The 16223-nt window shown below is 54.5% G+C and carries 13 protein-coding genes; 5 read left to right on the forward strand and 8 right to left on the reverse strand.

Features of this window, described 5'->3' with window-relative positions:
- Nucleotides 1–82 precede the first annotated feature (82 nt).
- The 8 genes from IEY39_RS01400 to ppk1 all read right to left on the reverse strand — a co-directional run bounded on the left by IEY39_RS01400 (nucleotide 83) and on the right by ppk1 (nucleotide 12295).
- Entirely contained in the window at nucleotides 83–1543 is a 1461-nt protein-coding gene (locus IEY39_RS01400) for an OmpA family protein (RefSeq protein ID WP_188927765.1), read from the reverse strand.
- Nucleotides 1544–1610: 67 nt separating this feature from the next.
- On the reverse strand, nucleotides 1611–3134 hold the full coding sequence (gene amaB / locus IEY39_RS01405) for an L-piperidine-6-carboxylate dehydrogenase (protein ID WP_188927767.1): 1524 nt from the start codon (nucleotides 3132–3134) through the stop codon (nucleotides 1611–1613).
- Nucleotides 3135–3384: 250 nt separating this feature from the next.
- Nucleotides 3385–4083 (reverse strand): LytR/AlgR family response regulator transcription factor, encoded by a 699-nt coding sequence (locus IEY39_RS01410; RefSeq protein ID WP_188927769.1) that lies wholly within the window; start codon nucleotides 4081–4083, stop codon nucleotides 3385–3387.
- Entirely contained in the window at nucleotides 4083–5141 is a 1059-nt protein-coding gene (locus tag IEY39_RS01415) for a sensor histidine kinase (protein WP_188927770.1), read from the reverse strand. The genes IEY39_RS01410 and IEY39_RS01415 overlap by 1 nt, the downstream gene beginning before the upstream one ends.
- Before the next feature lie 131 nt (nucleotides 5142–5272).
- Entirely contained in the window at nucleotides 5273–8191 is a 2919-nt protein-coding gene (locus IEY39_RS01420) for a TonB-dependent receptor (RefSeq protein ID WP_188927773.1), read from the reverse strand.
- A gap of 210 nt (nucleotides 8192–8401) precedes the next feature.
- The gene (panB, locus tag IEY39_RS01425) at nucleotides 8402–9217 is read right to left on the reverse strand and encodes a 3-methyl-2-oxobutanoate hydroxymethyltransferase (RefSeq protein WP_188927775.1); all 816 of its coding nucleotides are present in this window, start codon (nucleotides 9215–9217) and stop codon (nucleotides 8402–8404) included.
- Between the two features lie 35 nt (nucleotides 9218–9252).
- Entirely contained in the window at nucleotides 9253–10161 is a 909-nt protein-coding gene (locus IEY39_RS01430; RefSeq protein WP_188927777.1) for a Ppx/GppA phosphatase family protein, read from the reverse strand.
- Nucleotides 10162–10171: 10 nt separating this feature from the next.
- Nucleotides 10172–12295: a polyphosphate kinase 1 gene (gene ppk1, locus IEY39_RS01435; RefSeq protein WP_188927779.1), complete on the reverse strand. Its 2124-nt coding sequence runs from the start codon at nucleotides 12293–12295 to the stop codon at nucleotides 10172–10174.
- A gap of 206 nt (nucleotides 12296–12501) precedes the next feature.
- Here ppk1 and IEY39_RS01440 point away from each other — a divergent pair, with 206 nt between their 5' ends.
- From IEY39_RS01440 to ftsY, 5 genes are all read left to right on the forward strand, one after another.
- Nucleotides 12502–14451, forward strand: coding sequence for a pyrroloquinoline quinone-dependent dehydrogenase (locus IEY39_RS01440; RefSeq protein WP_188927781.1), 1950 nt, complete (start codon nucleotides 12502–12504; stop codon nucleotides 14449–14451).
- A 95-nt stretch (nucleotides 14452–14546) separates the two neighbouring features.
- Nucleotides 14547–14783: a 50S ribosomal protein L28 gene (gene rpmB, locus IEY39_RS01445; protein WP_188927783.1), complete on the forward strand. Its 237-nt coding sequence runs from the start codon at nucleotides 14547–14549 to the stop codon at nucleotides 14781–14783.
- Between the two features lie 24 nt (nucleotides 14784–14807).
- Nucleotides 14808–14990, forward strand: coding sequence for a 50S ribosomal protein L33 (gene rpmG / locus IEY39_RS01450; RefSeq protein WP_188927785.1), 183 nt, complete (start codon nucleotides 14808–14810; stop codon nucleotides 14988–14990).
- Between the two features lie 2 nt (nucleotides 14991–14992).
- Complete coding sequence (locus IEY39_RS01455; protein WP_188927787.1) at nucleotides 14993–15166, forward strand: DUF4295 family protein; 174 nt, start codon at nucleotides 14993–14995, stop codon at nucleotides 15164–15166.
- 66 nt (nucleotides 15167–15232) lie between these two features.
- A complete protein-coding gene (ftsY, locus tag IEY39_RS01460; protein WP_188927789.1) occupies nucleotides 15233–16207 on the forward strand; it encodes a signal recognition particle-docking protein FtsY in 975 nt (324 codons plus the stop codon).
- The last annotated feature ends 16 nt before the right edge of the window (nucleotides 16208–16223 follow it).

The following is a 16223-nucleotide window of genomic DNA, read 5'->3' on the forward strand; positions in this document are numbered from 1 at the left end:
CTGTAAAATAAAGAAAACTCTTGTGCTGCTCCTGAAAAAATTACAGGAACGGCCTTATTAACATGTTAAAATTCCAACTTTTCTATTTCTCTATACTCAGCTTTAGTTCTACCCGCCGGTTGGCAGCCTTGCCTTCGGCGGTGTGATTATCTGCAATGGGTTTTTCCTGGCCGAATCCGACAGAAGTGAGTCGGGTTTCGGCGATGCCTTTGCGGACGAGATAGACCTTTACCGCTGCAGCCCGTCTGCGGGAAAGCAGCAGGTTATGTGCCGGTGTGCCGGAGTTGTCGGTATATCCTTCGATGGTGAGATGCCATGCGGGGTGACCAAGCAGGAGACCTGCCAATTGATCGAGCGCCACCAACGAACTATCCAGGAGTCTGTCACTGGATGGCGTGAAGTTGACGTTGTGTGCGATGAAGTTGATCTGGTCGGTCTCTTCCTTCTTTATCACAGGCACTGTATCAACGGGACAACCATGGTTCTCTATGGTGCCGGGTGTGTCGGGGCATTTATCTTCCTCGTCATTTACGCCGTCGTGGTCGCGGTCGGGGATGGGGCAGCCATTATACCGGGCCAGGCCTGGGACGGTGGGGCATGAGTCGTGTTCGTCATCGATGCCGTCATGATCGGTATCAGGGACGGGGCAGCCGTTGTAGCGGGCTACGCCGGGAATGGTGCGGCAGGAGTCGTGGTCGTCGTCTATGCCGTCGTGGTCGGTGTCGGGAACAGGACAGCCGTGCCAGGCCGGCGGGCCGGGTTGCAGCGGACAAAGGTCAACCTCGTCAGGAACGCCATCCCGATCGGTATCCTTCTTGCGCTGGCTTTTGGCGGGACTTTGACTCGTGAGCCAGAAGCTCAGTGTAGCTCCTATCACCTCATGATGGAATGTTCCCGAATAAGTAGCCTGATAAAAATTGCCGAGGCCCCGGCTATAGTAGGCGCTCAGCATCACGTCGCCGATCTCGAAGCCGGCCCGGCCGTTGACGCCGTAGTCAAGTGTCTTGTAGGTATCCGGACCTTTCCCAACAGTGACGTTGTTGGTCTGGCTGTTGTAACGGTGAGTCGAGGACGTAAGGTTTTCCGTAACGGTATTACCACTGTAGATAAAGCTGACATAGGGACCGGCGCTGATGAAGAAGAAGTTGCGGCGGTTGGCGGTGAGCGGGAACTTATACGTGAGATTCAGCGGGATCTCCATATAAGAGAGGTTTAGCGTCTGCTTGTTATAGATGGTGTCGGTGATGCTGGCGGTGATTGAGTCGTTGTTCTTGTTATAGACGCGGCCCTTGGTGATGTAGCTGAAGGCCGGTTGGAAGAAGAGGCCCGAACGACCGATGGGTACCTCGACGATGATGCCGAGCTGAAAGCCCGAGCGGGAGCCGTTGAAGGGCTTCGTCGTGGTATCCCATCCAGGCAGGTGATTGGTTTCCAGCACTTTAGAAGAATGTAGGCCGCCGAATATACCCAGTTTTACCTGCGCTTGCAGGGAGCAGCGGGAGATGACAGCCAATAATAACAAAAGGAGTACCCATTTTTTCATAACAGCGGATAGCTGAATAAACGCGTAATCCGGCGGATTATTTTACAGCTATGGGTTGGGCAACTCCTTAGAGGTTGAATTTTATTCCTTGAGCCAGAGGTAATTGAGTTGAGTAGTTGATAGTATTGGTTTGGCGGCGCATATAGGCCTTCCAGGCATCGCTGCCGCTTTCACGGCCGCCGCCGGTCTCTTTTTCCCCGCCAAAGGCGCCACCGATCTCGGCGCCGCTGGTGCCGATGTTGACGTTGGCGATGCCGCAGTCGCTACCCGCGACGGAGAGGAATTGCTCTGCTTCGCGGAGGTTGAGGGTCATGATGGAGGAAGAGAGGCCTTGGGGGACTCCGTTCTGGATGGCGATGGCTTCATCGAGGGTTTTGTATCGCAGCAGATAGAGGATGGGGGCGAAGGTCTCCTGGGCGACGATGGGGTAGGCGGGGTCTGCTTCGGCGATGCAGGGCCGGACATAGCAACCGCTTTCGAAACCGTCGCCGGCGAGCACCTCTCCTTCGACGAGGAAGCGGCATCCCTGTTGTTTACCCGCGGCGATGGCCATCTGGTAGGCTTTTACGGCGTCGGTGTCGATGAGGGGGCCGACGTGGTTTTGCTCATTGAGGGGATCGCCGATGCTCAATTGTCCATAAGCCGCTGTGAGTTTGTCTTTTACGCTATCGTAGACGGCATCGTGGATGATGAGGCGGCGGGTGGTGGTGCAGCGTTGGCCGGCTGTCCCGACGGCGCCGAAAACGGCCCCGGGAATGGCGATGTTGAGGTCGGCGTCGGCTGATATGATGATAGCGTTGTTACCGCCTAATTCCAGAAGGGACTTGCCAAGACGGGATGCTACGGCCGTGCCTACGGCTTTGCCCATTCGGGTTGAGCCGGTGGCGGAAATGAGTGGGATACGGGTGTCCGCGGCCAGCCATTCGCCAATCTCACGGTCTCCCGTGACCAGGCCGCAAACGCCTTCGGGAACGTTATTAGCCTTGAAAACGGCGGCTACGATATGCTGGCAGGCCAGGGCGCAGAGCGGGGTCTTTTCGGAGGGTTTCCAGACGCAGGTGTTGCCGCAGACCCAGGCTATCATGCTGTTCCAGCTCCAGACGGCGACGGGGAAGTTGAAGGCGGAGATGATGCCTACAACCCCCAGGGGGTGCCATTGCTCGTACATGCGGTGGGCAGGGCGTTCGCTATGCATAGTGAGGCCGTTCAATTGCCGGGACAGGCCGACGGCCAGATCGCAGATATCGATCATTTCCTGTACTTCTCCAAGGCCTTCCTGGAGGCTTTTGCCCATTTCGTAGGAGACGAGGCGGCCCAGGGCCTGCTTGTTCTGGCGGAGGGCTTCGCCGATCTGCCGGACGACCTCTCCCCGGCGGGGAGAGGGCCAGGTGCGCCATTCGATGAAGGCCTGGCGGGCGGCAGTGATGACGGCCTCATATCCTGCTTTGTCGGTTGCTGTGACGGTGGCGATACGTTTGCCATCCACGGGAGAAAAGGAGGCGATGGCGGGGGCGCCGGATGGGAGCCATTTCCCGCCGGTGGAAGTGCCGGCATTTTCCGGACCGATATTCAGTTGTTGGAGGAATTCCATAGTCTTGATATAAAAAAAGATGCTTGCGACCTTGAGGATCGCAAGCAAACTTAGGAAAAACTAACCACTAACCAGTGGCCTCAACCTTAACTTAAAATCTACTATGAAAAAACTGGTCCTATGCCGGTATCTACCTTACCGGCACTATAGAATACGTAAAAGGCCTATCGAAGGTTGCGTGGCGCGGGATGGACGGGGCAACTATCGGTAAAATGGTGAAAATAAGGGGTAAACGGGCGTCTTGCCGCGCTCAGTTCAATTTGTTCTCCATGGCGGCAAAAAAGCTCTCGCTGTAACTAACGCCAATGGGTATCTCTTTATCGGCGATCTTGATCTTGCTTTTGCTGATGTGTTCGATCTTGCTGATGGGGACGATGTAAGAACGATGCGCGCGGATGAATTCCCTTGCCGGGAGTTTCTGCGCGATAGTTTTAAGGGTCATCAGCGTGAGGATGGATTTGCCGGGAAGGTAGATCTTAATATAATCGTCGAGGCCCTCGATGTACAGTATCTCCTTCAAGTTGATCTTTACCATCTGGTAATCCGACTTCACGAAGATATATCCTTCGTGCAGCTCCTGGCTGGTGAGGTAGTCGACGTACTCTTTTGATTTATAAACTGCCTTTAGGAAGCGATCGTATTCGATAGGTTTCAGGAGATAGTCGATGGCGTCGACATTGAATCCTTCCACGGCGTATTCGCTAAAGGCGGTGGTGAAGACGACGGCCGTATTTTTTTTGTTGATGATGCGGGAGAATTCGATGCCGTTGATATCGGGCATCTGGATGTCGAGGAAGAGGATGTCGACGGGCGATGCATCCATCAGCTTCTGTGCTTCGAAGGGGTCGGTGAAGACGCCTTTGAGGTCGAGGAAATATATCTTGGCGATGTATTTTTTCAGGACCTCGAGCGCCAGGGGCTCATCGTCGACGGCTATGCAGGTTAACATTATACCGGAATTTTTAGTTTGACGGAAAAGTCGTGGGTCTTGTCATCGATGTCGAGTGCGTAGCGGTCTTCATAGAAAAGATCGAGGCGGCGTTTGGTATTACTGATGCCGATGCCCGTATTGTCCGATACGCGCAGCATGGTGTTCGGATGCTTCTGGTTGCAGACGCTAAAATACAACGAATCCCGCTTTATTTCCAACAGGATGGTGATGGGAGAGCGTTCGCGTGTGCTGATGCCGTATTTGAAAGCGTTCTCCACGAAGGGTAGCAACAGCAGGGGCGCGATCTGTCTGCCCATTGGATCGCCGAGTACCGTGAAGTCGATGATAGTTTTGTCGGTGAGCCGCATTTTTTGCAACTCGATATAATGTGACGTAAACTGGATCTCTTTTTCCAGCGGGACAAGGTCGTTGCGAGCCTCCGTCAGCACGTAGCGCATGATGCTGGAGAGTTTCATTATTGCTGGCGCGGTTTGCTCAGACTGAGCGCTTGCCAATGCGTAAATGTTATTCAGGGTATTAAACAGAAAATGGGGATTTATCTGGGCCTTAAGGAAGGAAAGTTCGGCCTTTAGTTTTTCGTTGGCGATCTCCTTGGTGCGTTGCTCGGACCGGAGCCACTGATTGATGACCTTGACGCCCGTGCTGAAGACAAAGACCAGCAGGAAGAAGAGGATATTGCCGGCGCTGAGGATCGGTCTGTTGCGTGGGGGGCCGGGGGGCCGGTTGGGGGGTGGGGCAGCATTGGGCTGGATGCTGCCGAAGAGGGTGTGGTAGATGCGGGGCATGAGGCCATAGAAGATCATCAGCCCCAGGATGATGATGGTGTATACAATGAACTTCTTATTGTCGAACAACCGTGGGATGAAGAGGTACGTGTTGCAATAATAAAAGGCGATGATGAACAGGTTGTTGACGATGAAGAAATTTGTAAAGTAGCGTTCGGTGAAAAAGGAGACATCCATCTGGGCGGGACGCGGATAGAATATGAACGGCAGCATCAGGAAGCAGAGCCAGGCTGCGAGATGGATGACAATTTGAACGGTTAACTTCTTCACGCGGGTCCCTATTACCATTCAAATCTAGCAGGGAATCGTCTAAGCAGTGGAATTATTAGATGAATGGGGTAATTAGGTCGGTGAATGGACGATTAAATCAAGAGGCCGGGCTGATGCCCGGCCCCTCGAGGTTAGAAGCGGAATAAGAGCTTGCTGAACATCCGCATCCCGTTGAATCCCATTTGAACGGCATCGAAGGCGCCGCCCGATTCGCTGTCGCCCCAGGAAGACTGGCGGGCTCCGGCGGTAACGGCCAGATCGGGATGGACGTTGAAGAGATTATCGACACCGGTGGTCCAGGTGCAATGCGGTGTCAGCTTCAGGGACACATAGACATCCGTGGTTATTTTCCCGTGGAAGACGAAGTTTTCCGGGATGACAGATTTTCCGTCGTCTGTGACTACATAGGGGTCCCAGCCATTACCCTGGTCGGAGATGCCGGCTCCGCCGGGTCCGCCCGAAGCGGCGCCGGGCAGGGATGCATAGCCGAAGCCTTGCGTGACGACCTTACCGAAGTAGGTGAGGTGGGAGCCTGCGGTAAACTTGCCTACGCCGTATTCGAGGGCTAGGGAGAATTTAGCCCTTGGAGCGGAAGCTTTGAGGAAGGCCTGCTCGCGGCTGCTGAAGAAAGCCTGTCTGTCGGCATAATTGCTGTCAAGCGCCGACGGGATATTGATCTTATCGATATTGACATTCTGGATATTTCCCGCCAGCAGTGCACGCAGGCTTTGTTTGCCCCATCTTTTGGTATAATCGATGACGATGTCGAGGCCGGTATTGGTCGTGTTGACGGCGTTGACAAAAAAGTTGGCCGCATACAGCGGGGGATTGTTCGCCGCCAGTACGCTGGCCAGCGGACCGATGGCACTGCCGAAGTTGCCGGTGATGACGATGCGGTTCTTCATTTTGATCCAATACCCATCAGTGGTGATGGTGAGGTTATGTACCGGCGTCCAGGCGAAGCCGAGGCTTCCGTTGACAGACTCTTCCTGTTTCAGGGCCGGGATGCCTACCGCCCTTGCGATGGAACTGTAGTTGGGCACGAGCTTGATATATTCCAGCGTGGGAACTCCGTTCACCTTGATGATATTCGTGTTGGTATTGCTGAAATTGATCTGTTGCAGCGACGGCGCACGGAAGCCGGTGCTGATCGAACCACGTATGTTGAAGTTTTGCGTCAACTTGTATCGGGTGGCGAATTTGTAAGTGGTGACCGAACCGAAATCCGAATAATGTTCGAAACGGACGGCACCATCTACCAGCCAGGCTTTTGTAAGATCGATGGCGATGTCGCCGTAGACGCCGGTATTGGTGCGATGGGCAACGGTAGCATCACCCGGTGTAAAGCCCGGAAAACCTTCCGAGCCGGAGGCGGGTTTGCGGAGGGAGTCGGCGTTGCCGTCGCCGTATAAGTTGGGGTACAGCTTGTTGGCCACGTCGTAGCCATAGGAATCGGGTTCGCCGGCGTACAGTTTATAGTGCTCGTAGCGGAATTCAGCGCCAAAGGCGAGGGTCATGCCTTCGGCCACACCGGCGAACCGCTTGTTTATGTCGAGGTTGGCCGTGTTCTGCAGGAAGCTGAATCCGCCGTCGTTGAAGCGGGTCTTTACGGAAGAGGGAGGCAGACCGTTATCGAGGGCTGCGTTGAAGGTCTTGTTGCCGTAGTAGTGGAAGTCGTTGTAGCCGGTGACGTTGCTGATGTCCCAGTTCCAGCTGCTTTTTGTCGTCCCGCTGAATCCGGCTGCGATAGATTGGTCTGTGATATATACATCTTCCTGGGGGTTGTAGAAGACGTTGTTTGAATTTATGCTGCCGTCCGGGGCGCCGGCTACGTGCATGATGCCCGGTTCGTAGATGAGGCTGCCGTCGGGGTTGGTCGGGAATTTCTGGGGATTGGCGGAGAAGTTGCGGGTCCAGGCGTAGACGTTGGAATGTTTGTAATTCATGCCGCCGAAGGCATAGAATTTTGTTTGCGTCCCGGCGAATGGAATTTCCAGGTTGAACATGCCGCCGCCGGAGGTGACGGCGCCGTCGCCGCCAGCCCTTCTCCAGGTGTTGGTGCTAAGGGCGTTGGGATTGGTGGTCCAGTTGGTGTCCGGGTCCTGGCGGAAGGTCTTGCCCTGCGCCAGGAAATTACCGGCAATGTTGAGGAATCCGCCGCTTTTGCCGATGGGCAGGCCGTAATCGACGGCGGTGGTGAAGGTGTTGCCATCCACCCAGCTGCCGGTATAATACTGGCTGGGATCGACGCTGTTCAGGGAGTTGTATTTATGGTCATAATAGCCGCTCCACCCCGTATTGACGGTGAGGTGGTGGACGTCTTTTTTCAGGACGATGTTGATGACACCGGCGATGGCGTCCGAACCATATTGGGCGGAGGCGCCATCCCGCAGGATCTCGATGTGGTCGATAGCGGCCTCGGGGATGGAATTGAGGTCGGTGCCGGAATTACCTCTTCCGCGGGTGCCTACCTCGTTGACGAAGGCGGAGAGGTGGCGGCGTTTGCCGTTGATGAGCACCAGGGTCTGGTCGAAGCCCAGGCCGCGGATGCTGGCGAAGTCGATGGCGTCGGAGCCGTCGCCACCACTCTGTTTATTATAATTGAAGGAGGGCACGGTCATATTCAGCTGGGACATCAGGTCGGGTTTGGCCGTGGAAGAAGCGACATTGTTAACGTTAATGACATCGACAGGCACAGGCGACTCTGCTTTGCTGCGGGCGCTGCCGCGGGCGCCGACGAAGACCAGTTCGGTCATTTCGATGGAGGCCGGTTCGAGGGCGATCTGGAGGACGGACTGGTTGCCGGCGGCTATGACGATGGGTTTGTAGCCGACGCTGGTGATCTCGAGGGTCTGACCGGAGGCGGCCTGAATTTTAAAGACTCCTTCATTATCAGTGGAAGTACCTTTGCCACCTTTAATTTTAATCGAGACACCTGCCAATGGGGAGCCCGATCGTTGATCTGTTACTTTACCGGTGATGGTTTGTTGAGCGTAGAGCACATAGGAGGTAAGTACGAGGCAAAAGAGGGTCATGCATGACTTCATCATATATATTAGCTTTGGTATATAATGAATTTAGCTAAAAAATGCCATTTAATTTACACTTTGTATTACAAAGTGTAAATTATTTTCTTTTTTAATATAACTGCGCGCAGACAGCAGGGACCTGTCCAGGCAGGCGGGCATAGCTGGAAGCGCCATGGAACCGGGAGGCGCTGCGGGGTCGCTAAGGATGGGAGATCGATGGGTGGAGAGGTCTCAATATTGCTCCTGCTCGTTGGGGAAATCGCTTGATTTTACATCGTGGATATATTGGCGGATCGCTTCGGAGATCTCCTCGTGGAGGCGCAGATAGCGACGGAGGAAGCGGGGTTGGAATTCGGTGTTGATGCCCAGCAGATCGTGCATCACCAGCACCTGGCCATCGCAATACCGGCCGGCGCCGATACCGATGATGGGGATCTGGAGGGTTTGGGCGACGATTTTGGCCAGATTGGCGGGGATCTTTTCCAGGACGATGGCGGAGCAACCGGCTTCTTCGAGCAGGACGGCGTCGCGTTTTAGCTTCTCGGCTTCTGCTTCTTCGCGGGCGCGGACGGTATATGTTCCGAATTTATAAATAGATTGCGGGGTAAGGCCAAGGTGACCGATGACCGGGATGCCGGCGGCCAGGATGCGTTTGACGGATTCGAGTATCTCTTCGCCGCCCTCGCATTTGATAGCGTGAGCGCCTGTTTCTTTCATGATGCGGATGGCGGAGGCGAGGGCTTCCTTTGAGTTGGACTGGTAGGAGCCAAAGGGCAGGTCGACGACGACCAGGGCCCGGTTGACGCCCCGGACGACAGAGGAAGCGTGATAGATCATCTGGTCGAGAGTGATAGGGAGGGTCGTTTCATGACCGGCCATGACATTGGAGGCAGAGTCGCCGACGAGGATGACGTCGATGCCTGCCGCGTCGAAGATGCGGGCGAAGGAATAATCGTAGGCGGTGATCATGGAAATCTTTTCTCCCGCTGCCTTCATCCGTTGTAAAGTATGGGTCGTTACTTTTTTTATCTCAGTATGCACTGACATGGCTGAATTTTGCCGTCCAAGTTAGGCGCATTTTTTCACACTTCGACGCCTTTTCTTTTGAGGTCGGCATAGAGGTGTTGGACGAGCCCGTCGGCGAGTCCTATTTTGGGGACATAGATCTCTTCGGCGCCGGCCCAGCGCATCGCGTTGATATAGATGAGCAGGGCGGGGACGATGACATCGGCGCGGTCTTCCCGCAGCTTGTAGAGCCGCATCCGGTCTTCCAGGTTAAAACTGCTGAATTCCTTGTGATAATCCTTGAGCAGTTCGATATGGAGGGATTTGCCCTCTTTTCGTTTGGAGATGGAGAAGATCTTGTTGATATTACCGCCCGAGCCGATGGCGACGACCCTATCAGTATAGTTACGGGTCTCGCGGCGGATATAGTCCTTCATGCCGTCCCATTGGGCGACCGTTACCTGGTTTTTAAGCAGGCGGATGGTGCCAATATTAAAAGAGGAGGAAAAGAGCAGGGTATTGCCGGCAAAGAAGGTGAGTTCGGTGCTGCCGCCGCCTACGTCGATGTACAGATAGGCGTGTTCTTTGTCCAGGTTTTCGGCGATGTGGTTCTCGTAGATGAGGGTAGCTTCGTAGCCGCCGCTGATGACTTCGATCTCGATGCCGGTTTCTTCCTTTACCCGCCGGATGATCTCTTTGGCGTTGGTAGCGTCGCGCATGGCGGAGGTGGCGGCGGCCTTCGTGTAGTCTACTTCGTAAGCCTCGAGCAGGTGTTTGTATGCTTTCAGGGTGTGAAGCAACATGTCTACCTTTTCGGAGGAGATTTCTTTTTGCTCGTGATCGAACACATCGAACCCCAGCCGGAGAGGTACGCGTACGAGGTTGATCTTGTTGAACTCAGGTTTCCCGAAATTGTCGGTCACATCGGAGATAAGCAGCCGTGCCGCATTACTTCCTATATCAATGGCTGCGAGACGAAGTTTCATTTAGTGGTTTCTATTCCGTTGCTGCCGCGGGTTCGGGGGTGACTACGGCCCCTTCCTCCGCAAACGTAGCTTTTTGGTACAAATAATTATAGATCTCGATCTGGCTTCTGACCCTTGTTTCGGTGTGGTCGCGTTTGTATTTATTCAACAGCTCGTTATCCAGCCAGCGTGCTTTTACGTTGTCCGACAACTGGATGTTGAGGATATCTTTCAGCTCTTGCGCAATCCCTTCATCGAGGACGGGGCAGGTTGCTTCCACCCGGTGATCGAGGTTGCGGACCATCCAGTCGGCCGAAGATATGTAAGTTTTTTCGTTTCCGCCGTTGTGGAAGATAAAGACGCGGGCGTGTTCGAGGTATTCGTCGATGATGCTGATGGCTTTCACCGGGATGAGGAATTTGCTGTTCTCGGAGAACATGCAGAAGATGCCGCGGATGATGAGCTGGATCTTTACACCGGCTTTTGCCGCCTCGGATAATTTTTCGATGAGGTCTTCGTCGGACAGCGAGTTCATCTTGAGGGTGATGGCCGCGGGCTTCTTTTCCCGGGCCAGTTTCGTTTCCCGGGCGATCATGCGCACGAGCTCACGTCGCAGGTTGGTGGGACATGGGATCAGGGTCTTGCAGGCTTTCAGCGGGGCGGTGCCTTCTTTATAGTTCTCAAGATAGTTGAAGATGCGGTTGACGTCGGCCATGACATGCCGGTCGGAGGTGAGCAGGCAGTGGTCACCGTATACCCTGGCCGTCTTTTCATTCAGATTGCCGGTGCTGACGAAGCCGTAGTGGATGGTGAAGTTGTTGATCCTTTTCTTGATGAGGCAGATCTTCGCGTGCACTTTCACGTTGGGGATGCCGATGAGAACCTTTACCCCTTCGTCCTCAAGCCGCTCTTTCCATTCCAGGTTGGCTTCCTCGTCGAACCGGGCGCGCAGCTCGAGCATCACCGTGACGTGCTTGCCGTTGCGGACGGCATTGACGAGGGCGTTGATGATCTTGGAGTTGGAAGCCAGGCGGTAGCCGGTGATCTTTATCGTAGTGACATTGGGATCGATGGCGGCTTCCCGCAGCATGTCGATCAGGGGGTTGAAGGAATGATAGGGGAAATGCAACATCACATCCTGTTCGAGCACTACGTCGGTAACCCGGGGCGTCGTTTGCAGAAGGGGATGGGTGAAGGATTTCTTGCGTTGCCCCTGTTTGGGAAAAACATCGGGAAAATCCATAAAATGCCGGAAATTGTGGATGCGTCCGCCGGGGATGAGATTGCCGCTCTTTTTGGAGAGGTTGAGGCGTTTGAGCAGATAGTCCAGCAGGCCTTTATCCATTTGCTCGTCGTAAACGAAGCGCACCGGTTTGCCCTTGCGCCGGTTTTTCAGCCCTTTCTCAATCTTCTGGATCAGCGTGGTAGATACGTCGTTGTCGAGGTCGATCTCCGCGTCGCGGGTGACCTTGAAGACCCAGGAGTCGTAGGTGTCATAGCCGAAGTAGGCGAAGATGTTGCGCAGATTGAAGCGGATGATGTCCTCCAGCAAAATGATATGGTGTTCGTCGGAACTCGGTGTCGGCAGGATGACGAAGCGACCCAGTACGCGGCTGGGAATCTCGATAATTGCATATTTTCGCTTCATGCTGCTGTCCCGGCGGGAGAGCACGACACCGAGATAGAGGGATTTATCCCGCAGGAAGGGGAAGGTCGGGATGCTTTCGATCATCAGCGGGATCGTATTGGTGCGGACCTCCTCTTCAAAATAATTGTGTATGAATTGCGCCTGAGCGGGGTCGGCTTCCTTTTCCGTCACCAGGTAGATCTTCTCGCTCTCCATTTCCGTACGGATGCCGTCCCAGATGGCGTCGAATTCGTCGCCCTGCTTCAGGACGGCGGCCTGGATCTCATTGAGGATCTTTTCGGGTGAGGCTTCGAGGTGCATGTTGAGCCGCGATTTTCTGCCACTGTATTCGATCATGCGGCGCAGCGTGGCAACGCGGACCCGGAAGAACTCGTCCATGTTGTTGGAAAATATGCCGAGGAAACGTATGCGTTCGCGCAGGGGTACGGTGGGATCGGCGGCTTCCTGCAGAACCCGCCCGTTAAACGAAAGCCAACTGATGTCGCGTGGGATGGTTTTTCTTCTCATTGAATCATTTGTTACATTCATATCTCCCATTTTGCGCAATGTAACCAGGCAAACGGGAACAGAAAATTAAGGAATTATTAATTAAGATAGGGTATCGAGGTCCAGGAGAAACATTATTTGTGACCGCAGGTCACCAAAGACGGGATTTTGGTCAAAGGAATTCGGAGCGTCGGGGTAAACTAAATAGGTTTGAAAAAAAATATTTTATGCGATGTAGTTTGTTCTTCTTATCGCTTTTGGCGATGCTAAGCGCGGGGGCACAGGATGGTTCCTGGGCTTATTACGGGCAGGATGCGGGCGGACGCCGTTATTCTGCTCTGAAGCAGATAAACGATCACAACGTAGCGGGGTTGAAAGTCGCCTGGACGTACCGGACGGGAGAACTGGCGACCTATGAAGGGACGCATGCGCTGGCGAAGGCGGCTTTTGAGTCCACACCGATCCTCATCGGGCGAACGCTTTACCTGAGTACCCCCAGCGACAGGGTGATTGCCGTGGATGCTGCCACGGGGCAGCAGCGGTGGGTATATGATCCGAAGGTCAACCTGCATGATGATCATTCCGAGATCACCAGCCGGGGTGTGGCGTATTGGCCGGCAAAGGGCGGCGGACCGCTGTTTGGCAACGGTAGCGTCACGAATGGAGAGCCTGGGCGCATCTTTATCGGTACGCTTGACGGCAGGCTGATCGCATTGGATGCGACAACGGGCAAGCCGGCTGCGGATTTTGGCAAGGATGGGGCGGTTGACCTTCGCGCCGGAGTGGGGGATGACATCGCCGAGACCTCGCCACCGGTGGTAACAGGCGATCTTGTCATCGTTGGCAGCAGCCTTGGCGACAACTACCGGTTTGACTATCCACAGGGGGTAGTACGGGCCTATAATGTGCGGACGGGGAAGCTCGTCTGGAGCTGGAACCCCATCCCGACAGACCCGGCGGACAGTGCCTATGCCAGCTGGCAGGGGCCGAAGGCTCACCAGTCGGGGGCGGCCAATGCCTGGTCGATCCTTTCGGTGGATGCGGCGCGCGACCTGCTTTTTGTGCCGACCACCTCTCCCAGTCCTGATTATTATGGTGGAGAGCGAAAGGGCTCTAACCTATATGCCAATTCTATCGTTGCCCTGCGAGCTTCCACGGGCAAGCGGATCTGGTCGTTCCAGGTGGTGCACCATGATCTTTGGGATTTCGATATTGCCGCGCAGCCGATGCTGGTGGATATCGATCGTGGGGGAAAGAAGATAGGGGCGGTTGTCGTCGGCACCAAGATGGGGCACATTTTCGTCCTTGACCGGGAGACGGGGCAATCCTTGTTCCCGGTGGAAGAACGGCCGGTGCCTGCTTCTACGGTGAAAGGGGAGGAAGCCTGGCCCACTCAGCCCTTCCCGGTGCTACCTGCGCCGCTGGGTATCCAGGGGCTCAGCGTGGCGGATGCCTGGGGACCCACGGAGGAAGATGCCGCGGAGGCGCGCCGGCGGATTACCAGTTACCGTAGTCAGGGGCCTTTTACGCCACCCAGTCCCGAAGGTTCGATCATGGCCCCGGGGAATGTAGGGGGCATCAATTGGAGCGGGATGTGTTATGACCCGGTGAATGACTGGCTGATCACCAATATCAATCTTATCCCGGCCGTCATCCGGATGCTGCCGCGGGACAGTGTCGACATCGTTGAGCGGGCAGATGCATCGGTGATGCGGGCGGAGACCGGCCGGCAGCTGGGGACGCCCTATGTGATGAAACGGGACTATCTGATCAAGGTCGATATGCGGGGTATCGTCATGCAGGTGAAGCCGCCCTGGGGGACGCTGGTGGCCATCGACCTGCACGATGGATCAAAGAAATGGGAGGTGCCGCTGGGTCATATGATGGACCCGGCCCGGTATCCTGACGCAGACAAGTGGGGGTCGATCAATTTTGGCGGGGCCATTGTTACGGCGGGTGATCTTATCTTTGTGGCGGCCAGCATGGATGGACATTTCCGGGCCTTCGACCGGCGGACGGGGAAGGTGCTTTGGGACTATGCGCTGCCGGCCGCGGGCCAGGCGACGCCGATGACCTATTCCCTTGATGGTAAGCAATATGTGGTGATTGCGGCCGGGGGGCATGGGAAGCTCAGGACCAGGCAAGGGGATTATGTGATAGCGTTTGCAATAAAGTAATCCACTGATGTGAACAAGTCGTTGAAAAAAAAGGGATTTCTTTTTGATAATTACCTGAATTTACCGACCTTTGCACTCCTAATAAATTTTCAGTCATGGCTAGAGTTTGTCAGATAACGGGTAAGGTTCCGGTTTCCGGGCACAGCGTATCGCATTCTAACATAAAGACAAAGCGCAGGTTCTTACCCAATTTGCAGACCAAACGTTTTTTCCTGGCTGAGGAAGACAAGTGGATCACGCTGAAGGTCTCCTCGGAAGGATTGCGGACGATCAACAAAAATGGTCTGTACAGCGTTGTTAAGCAGTTAAGAGCGAACGGCGAAAAGATTTAAAGACTTTTTAAACCTCACCGAATTATGGCAAAGAAAGGCAGCAGGGTTCAAGTGATACTGGAATGCACAGAGCATAAGACCAGCGGACAGCCGGGCACCAGCCGGTATATCACTACCAAGAATAAGAAAAACACTCCTGAGCGTCTGGAGCTGAAGAAGTACAACCCCATTTTAAAGAAAGTAACTGTTCATAAAGAAATTAAATAATCATGGCAAAAGCAGCAAAAACCGCTATTAAAACCAAGGATGCCAAGGCTGCCGCGGAAGCCAAGAACTGGACAAAGGTGATCAAGGCTGTTCGCAGCCCCAAGACCGGTGCCTATACCTTTAAGGAGGCCATCGTCCACAAGGAGAAGATCAAGGAGTATCTGGCTCAAAAATAATTTCGGGTTTAGTAAGCTAATCAGAAAAGCTGTCTCGGTGAGGCAGCTTTTTGCATATGATATACTATGGGACTGTTTGATAAGCTTTTTGGAAAAAAGGAAAAGGAAAGCCTCAACCAGGGGTTGCAGAAGACCAAGGAGGGATTCCTTACCCGGCTGACGAAGGCCGTTGCGGGTAAGAGCACGGTGGATGAAGAAGTGCTGGACAACCTGGAGGATGCCCTTGTCAGTGCGGATGTCGGCATCGATACGACGGTGCAGATCATCAAGCAGATAGAGAAGCGGGTGGCGAAAGATAAATATATCAACACCAGCGAATTAAACAACTTACTTCAACAGGAAATAGAGAATATCCTGGTAGATGCGCCGGAGCAGTCTTACCGGGATTTCAGCACGCCGTCGGGGAATAAGCCTTACGTGATCCTTGTCGTTGGAGTGAATGGTGTGGGGAAGACCACCACTATCGGCAAATTAGCATACAATTTTAAGAAGGCGGGGAAATCGGTGCTGCTTGGGGCGGCGGATACGTTTCGGGCAGCGGCGGTTGATCAGCTCACCATTTGGAGCGAACGGGTGGGGGTGCCGATCGTCAAGCAGGGGATGGGCGCCGATCCGGGTGCGGTGGCGTTTGATACCGTTCAGAGCGGCGTAGCCAGAGGGGCCGATGTGGTGATCATCGACACGGCGGGGCGGCTACATAACAAGGCCTACCTGATGGAGGAGTTGAGCAAGATCAGCCGGGTGATCAAGAAGGTTATGCCCGATGCGCCGCATGAAGTGTTGCTGGTGCTGGATGGGTCGACGGGGCAGAACGCGGTGGAGCAGGCCCGGCAATTCACGGCGGCCACCGACGTGACGGCGCTGGCCATCACTAAACTTGATGGAACGGCCAAAGGTGGAGTGGTGCTGGCGATCGCCAACCAGTTTAAGATACCGGTGAAGTTTATCGGGGTGGGAGAGAAGATGGAGGACTTGCTTGTGTTCGACAAGCATGAATTTGTGGATAGCTTATTTAATTTAGAAGGGCCGGAGACCAAATAGACTCGCGGCCCTTCTT

This window comes from Puia dinghuensis (assembly GCF_014642875.1).
GTDB lineage: Bacteria > Bacteroidota > Bacteroidia > Chitinophagales > Chitinophagaceae > Puia > Puia dinghuensis.

Excerpts from the sequence above, each read along its gene's own strand:
- IEY39_RS01400 (WP_188927765.1), bottom strand. The coding sequence starts at position 1,543 with ATGAAAAAATGGGTACTCCTTTTGTTATTATTGGCTGTCATCTCCCGC.
- amaB (WP_188927767.1), bottom strand. The coding sequence starts at position 3,134 with ATGGAATTCCTCCAACAACTGAATATCGGTCCGGAAAATGCCGGCACT.
- IEY39_RS01410 (WP_188927769.1), bottom strand. The coding sequence starts at position 4,083 with ATGTTAACCTGCATAGCCGTCGACGATGAGCCCCTGGCGCTCGAGGTC.
- IEY39_RS01420 (WP_188927773.1), bottom strand. The coding sequence starts at position 8,191 with ATGATGAAGTCATGCATGACCCTCTTTTGCCTCGTACTTACCTCCTAT.
- panB (WP_188927775.1), bottom strand. The coding sequence starts at position 9,217 with ATGTCAGTGCATACTGAGATAAAAAAAGTAACGACCCATACTTTACAA.
- IEY39_RS01430 (WP_188927777.1), bottom strand. The coding sequence starts at position 10,161 with ATGAAACTTCGTCTCGCAGCCATTGATATAGGAAGTAATGCGGCACGG.
- ppk1 (WP_188927779.1), bottom strand. The coding sequence starts at position 12,295 with ATGAGAAGAAAAACCATCCCACGCGACATCAGTTGGCTTTCGTTTAAC.
- IEY39_RS01440 (WP_188927781.1), top strand. The coding sequence starts at position 12,502 with ATGCGATGTAGTTTGTTCTTCTTATCGCTTTTGGCGATGCTAAGCGCG.
- rpmB (WP_188927783.1), top strand. The coding sequence starts at position 14,547 with ATGGCTAGAGTTTGTCAGATAACGGGTAAGGTTCCGGTTTCCGGGCAC.
- rpmG (WP_188927785.1), top strand. The coding sequence starts at position 14,808 with ATGGCAAAGAAAGGCAGCAGGGTTCAAGTGATACTGGAATGCACAGAG.
- IEY39_RS01455 (WP_188927787.1), top strand. The coding sequence starts at position 14,993 with ATGGCAAAAGCAGCAAAAACCGCTATTAAAACCAAGGATGCCAAGGCT.
- ftsY (WP_188927789.1), top strand. The coding sequence starts at position 15,233 with ATGGGACTGTTTGATAAGCTTTTTGGAAAAAAGGAAAAGGAAAGCCTC.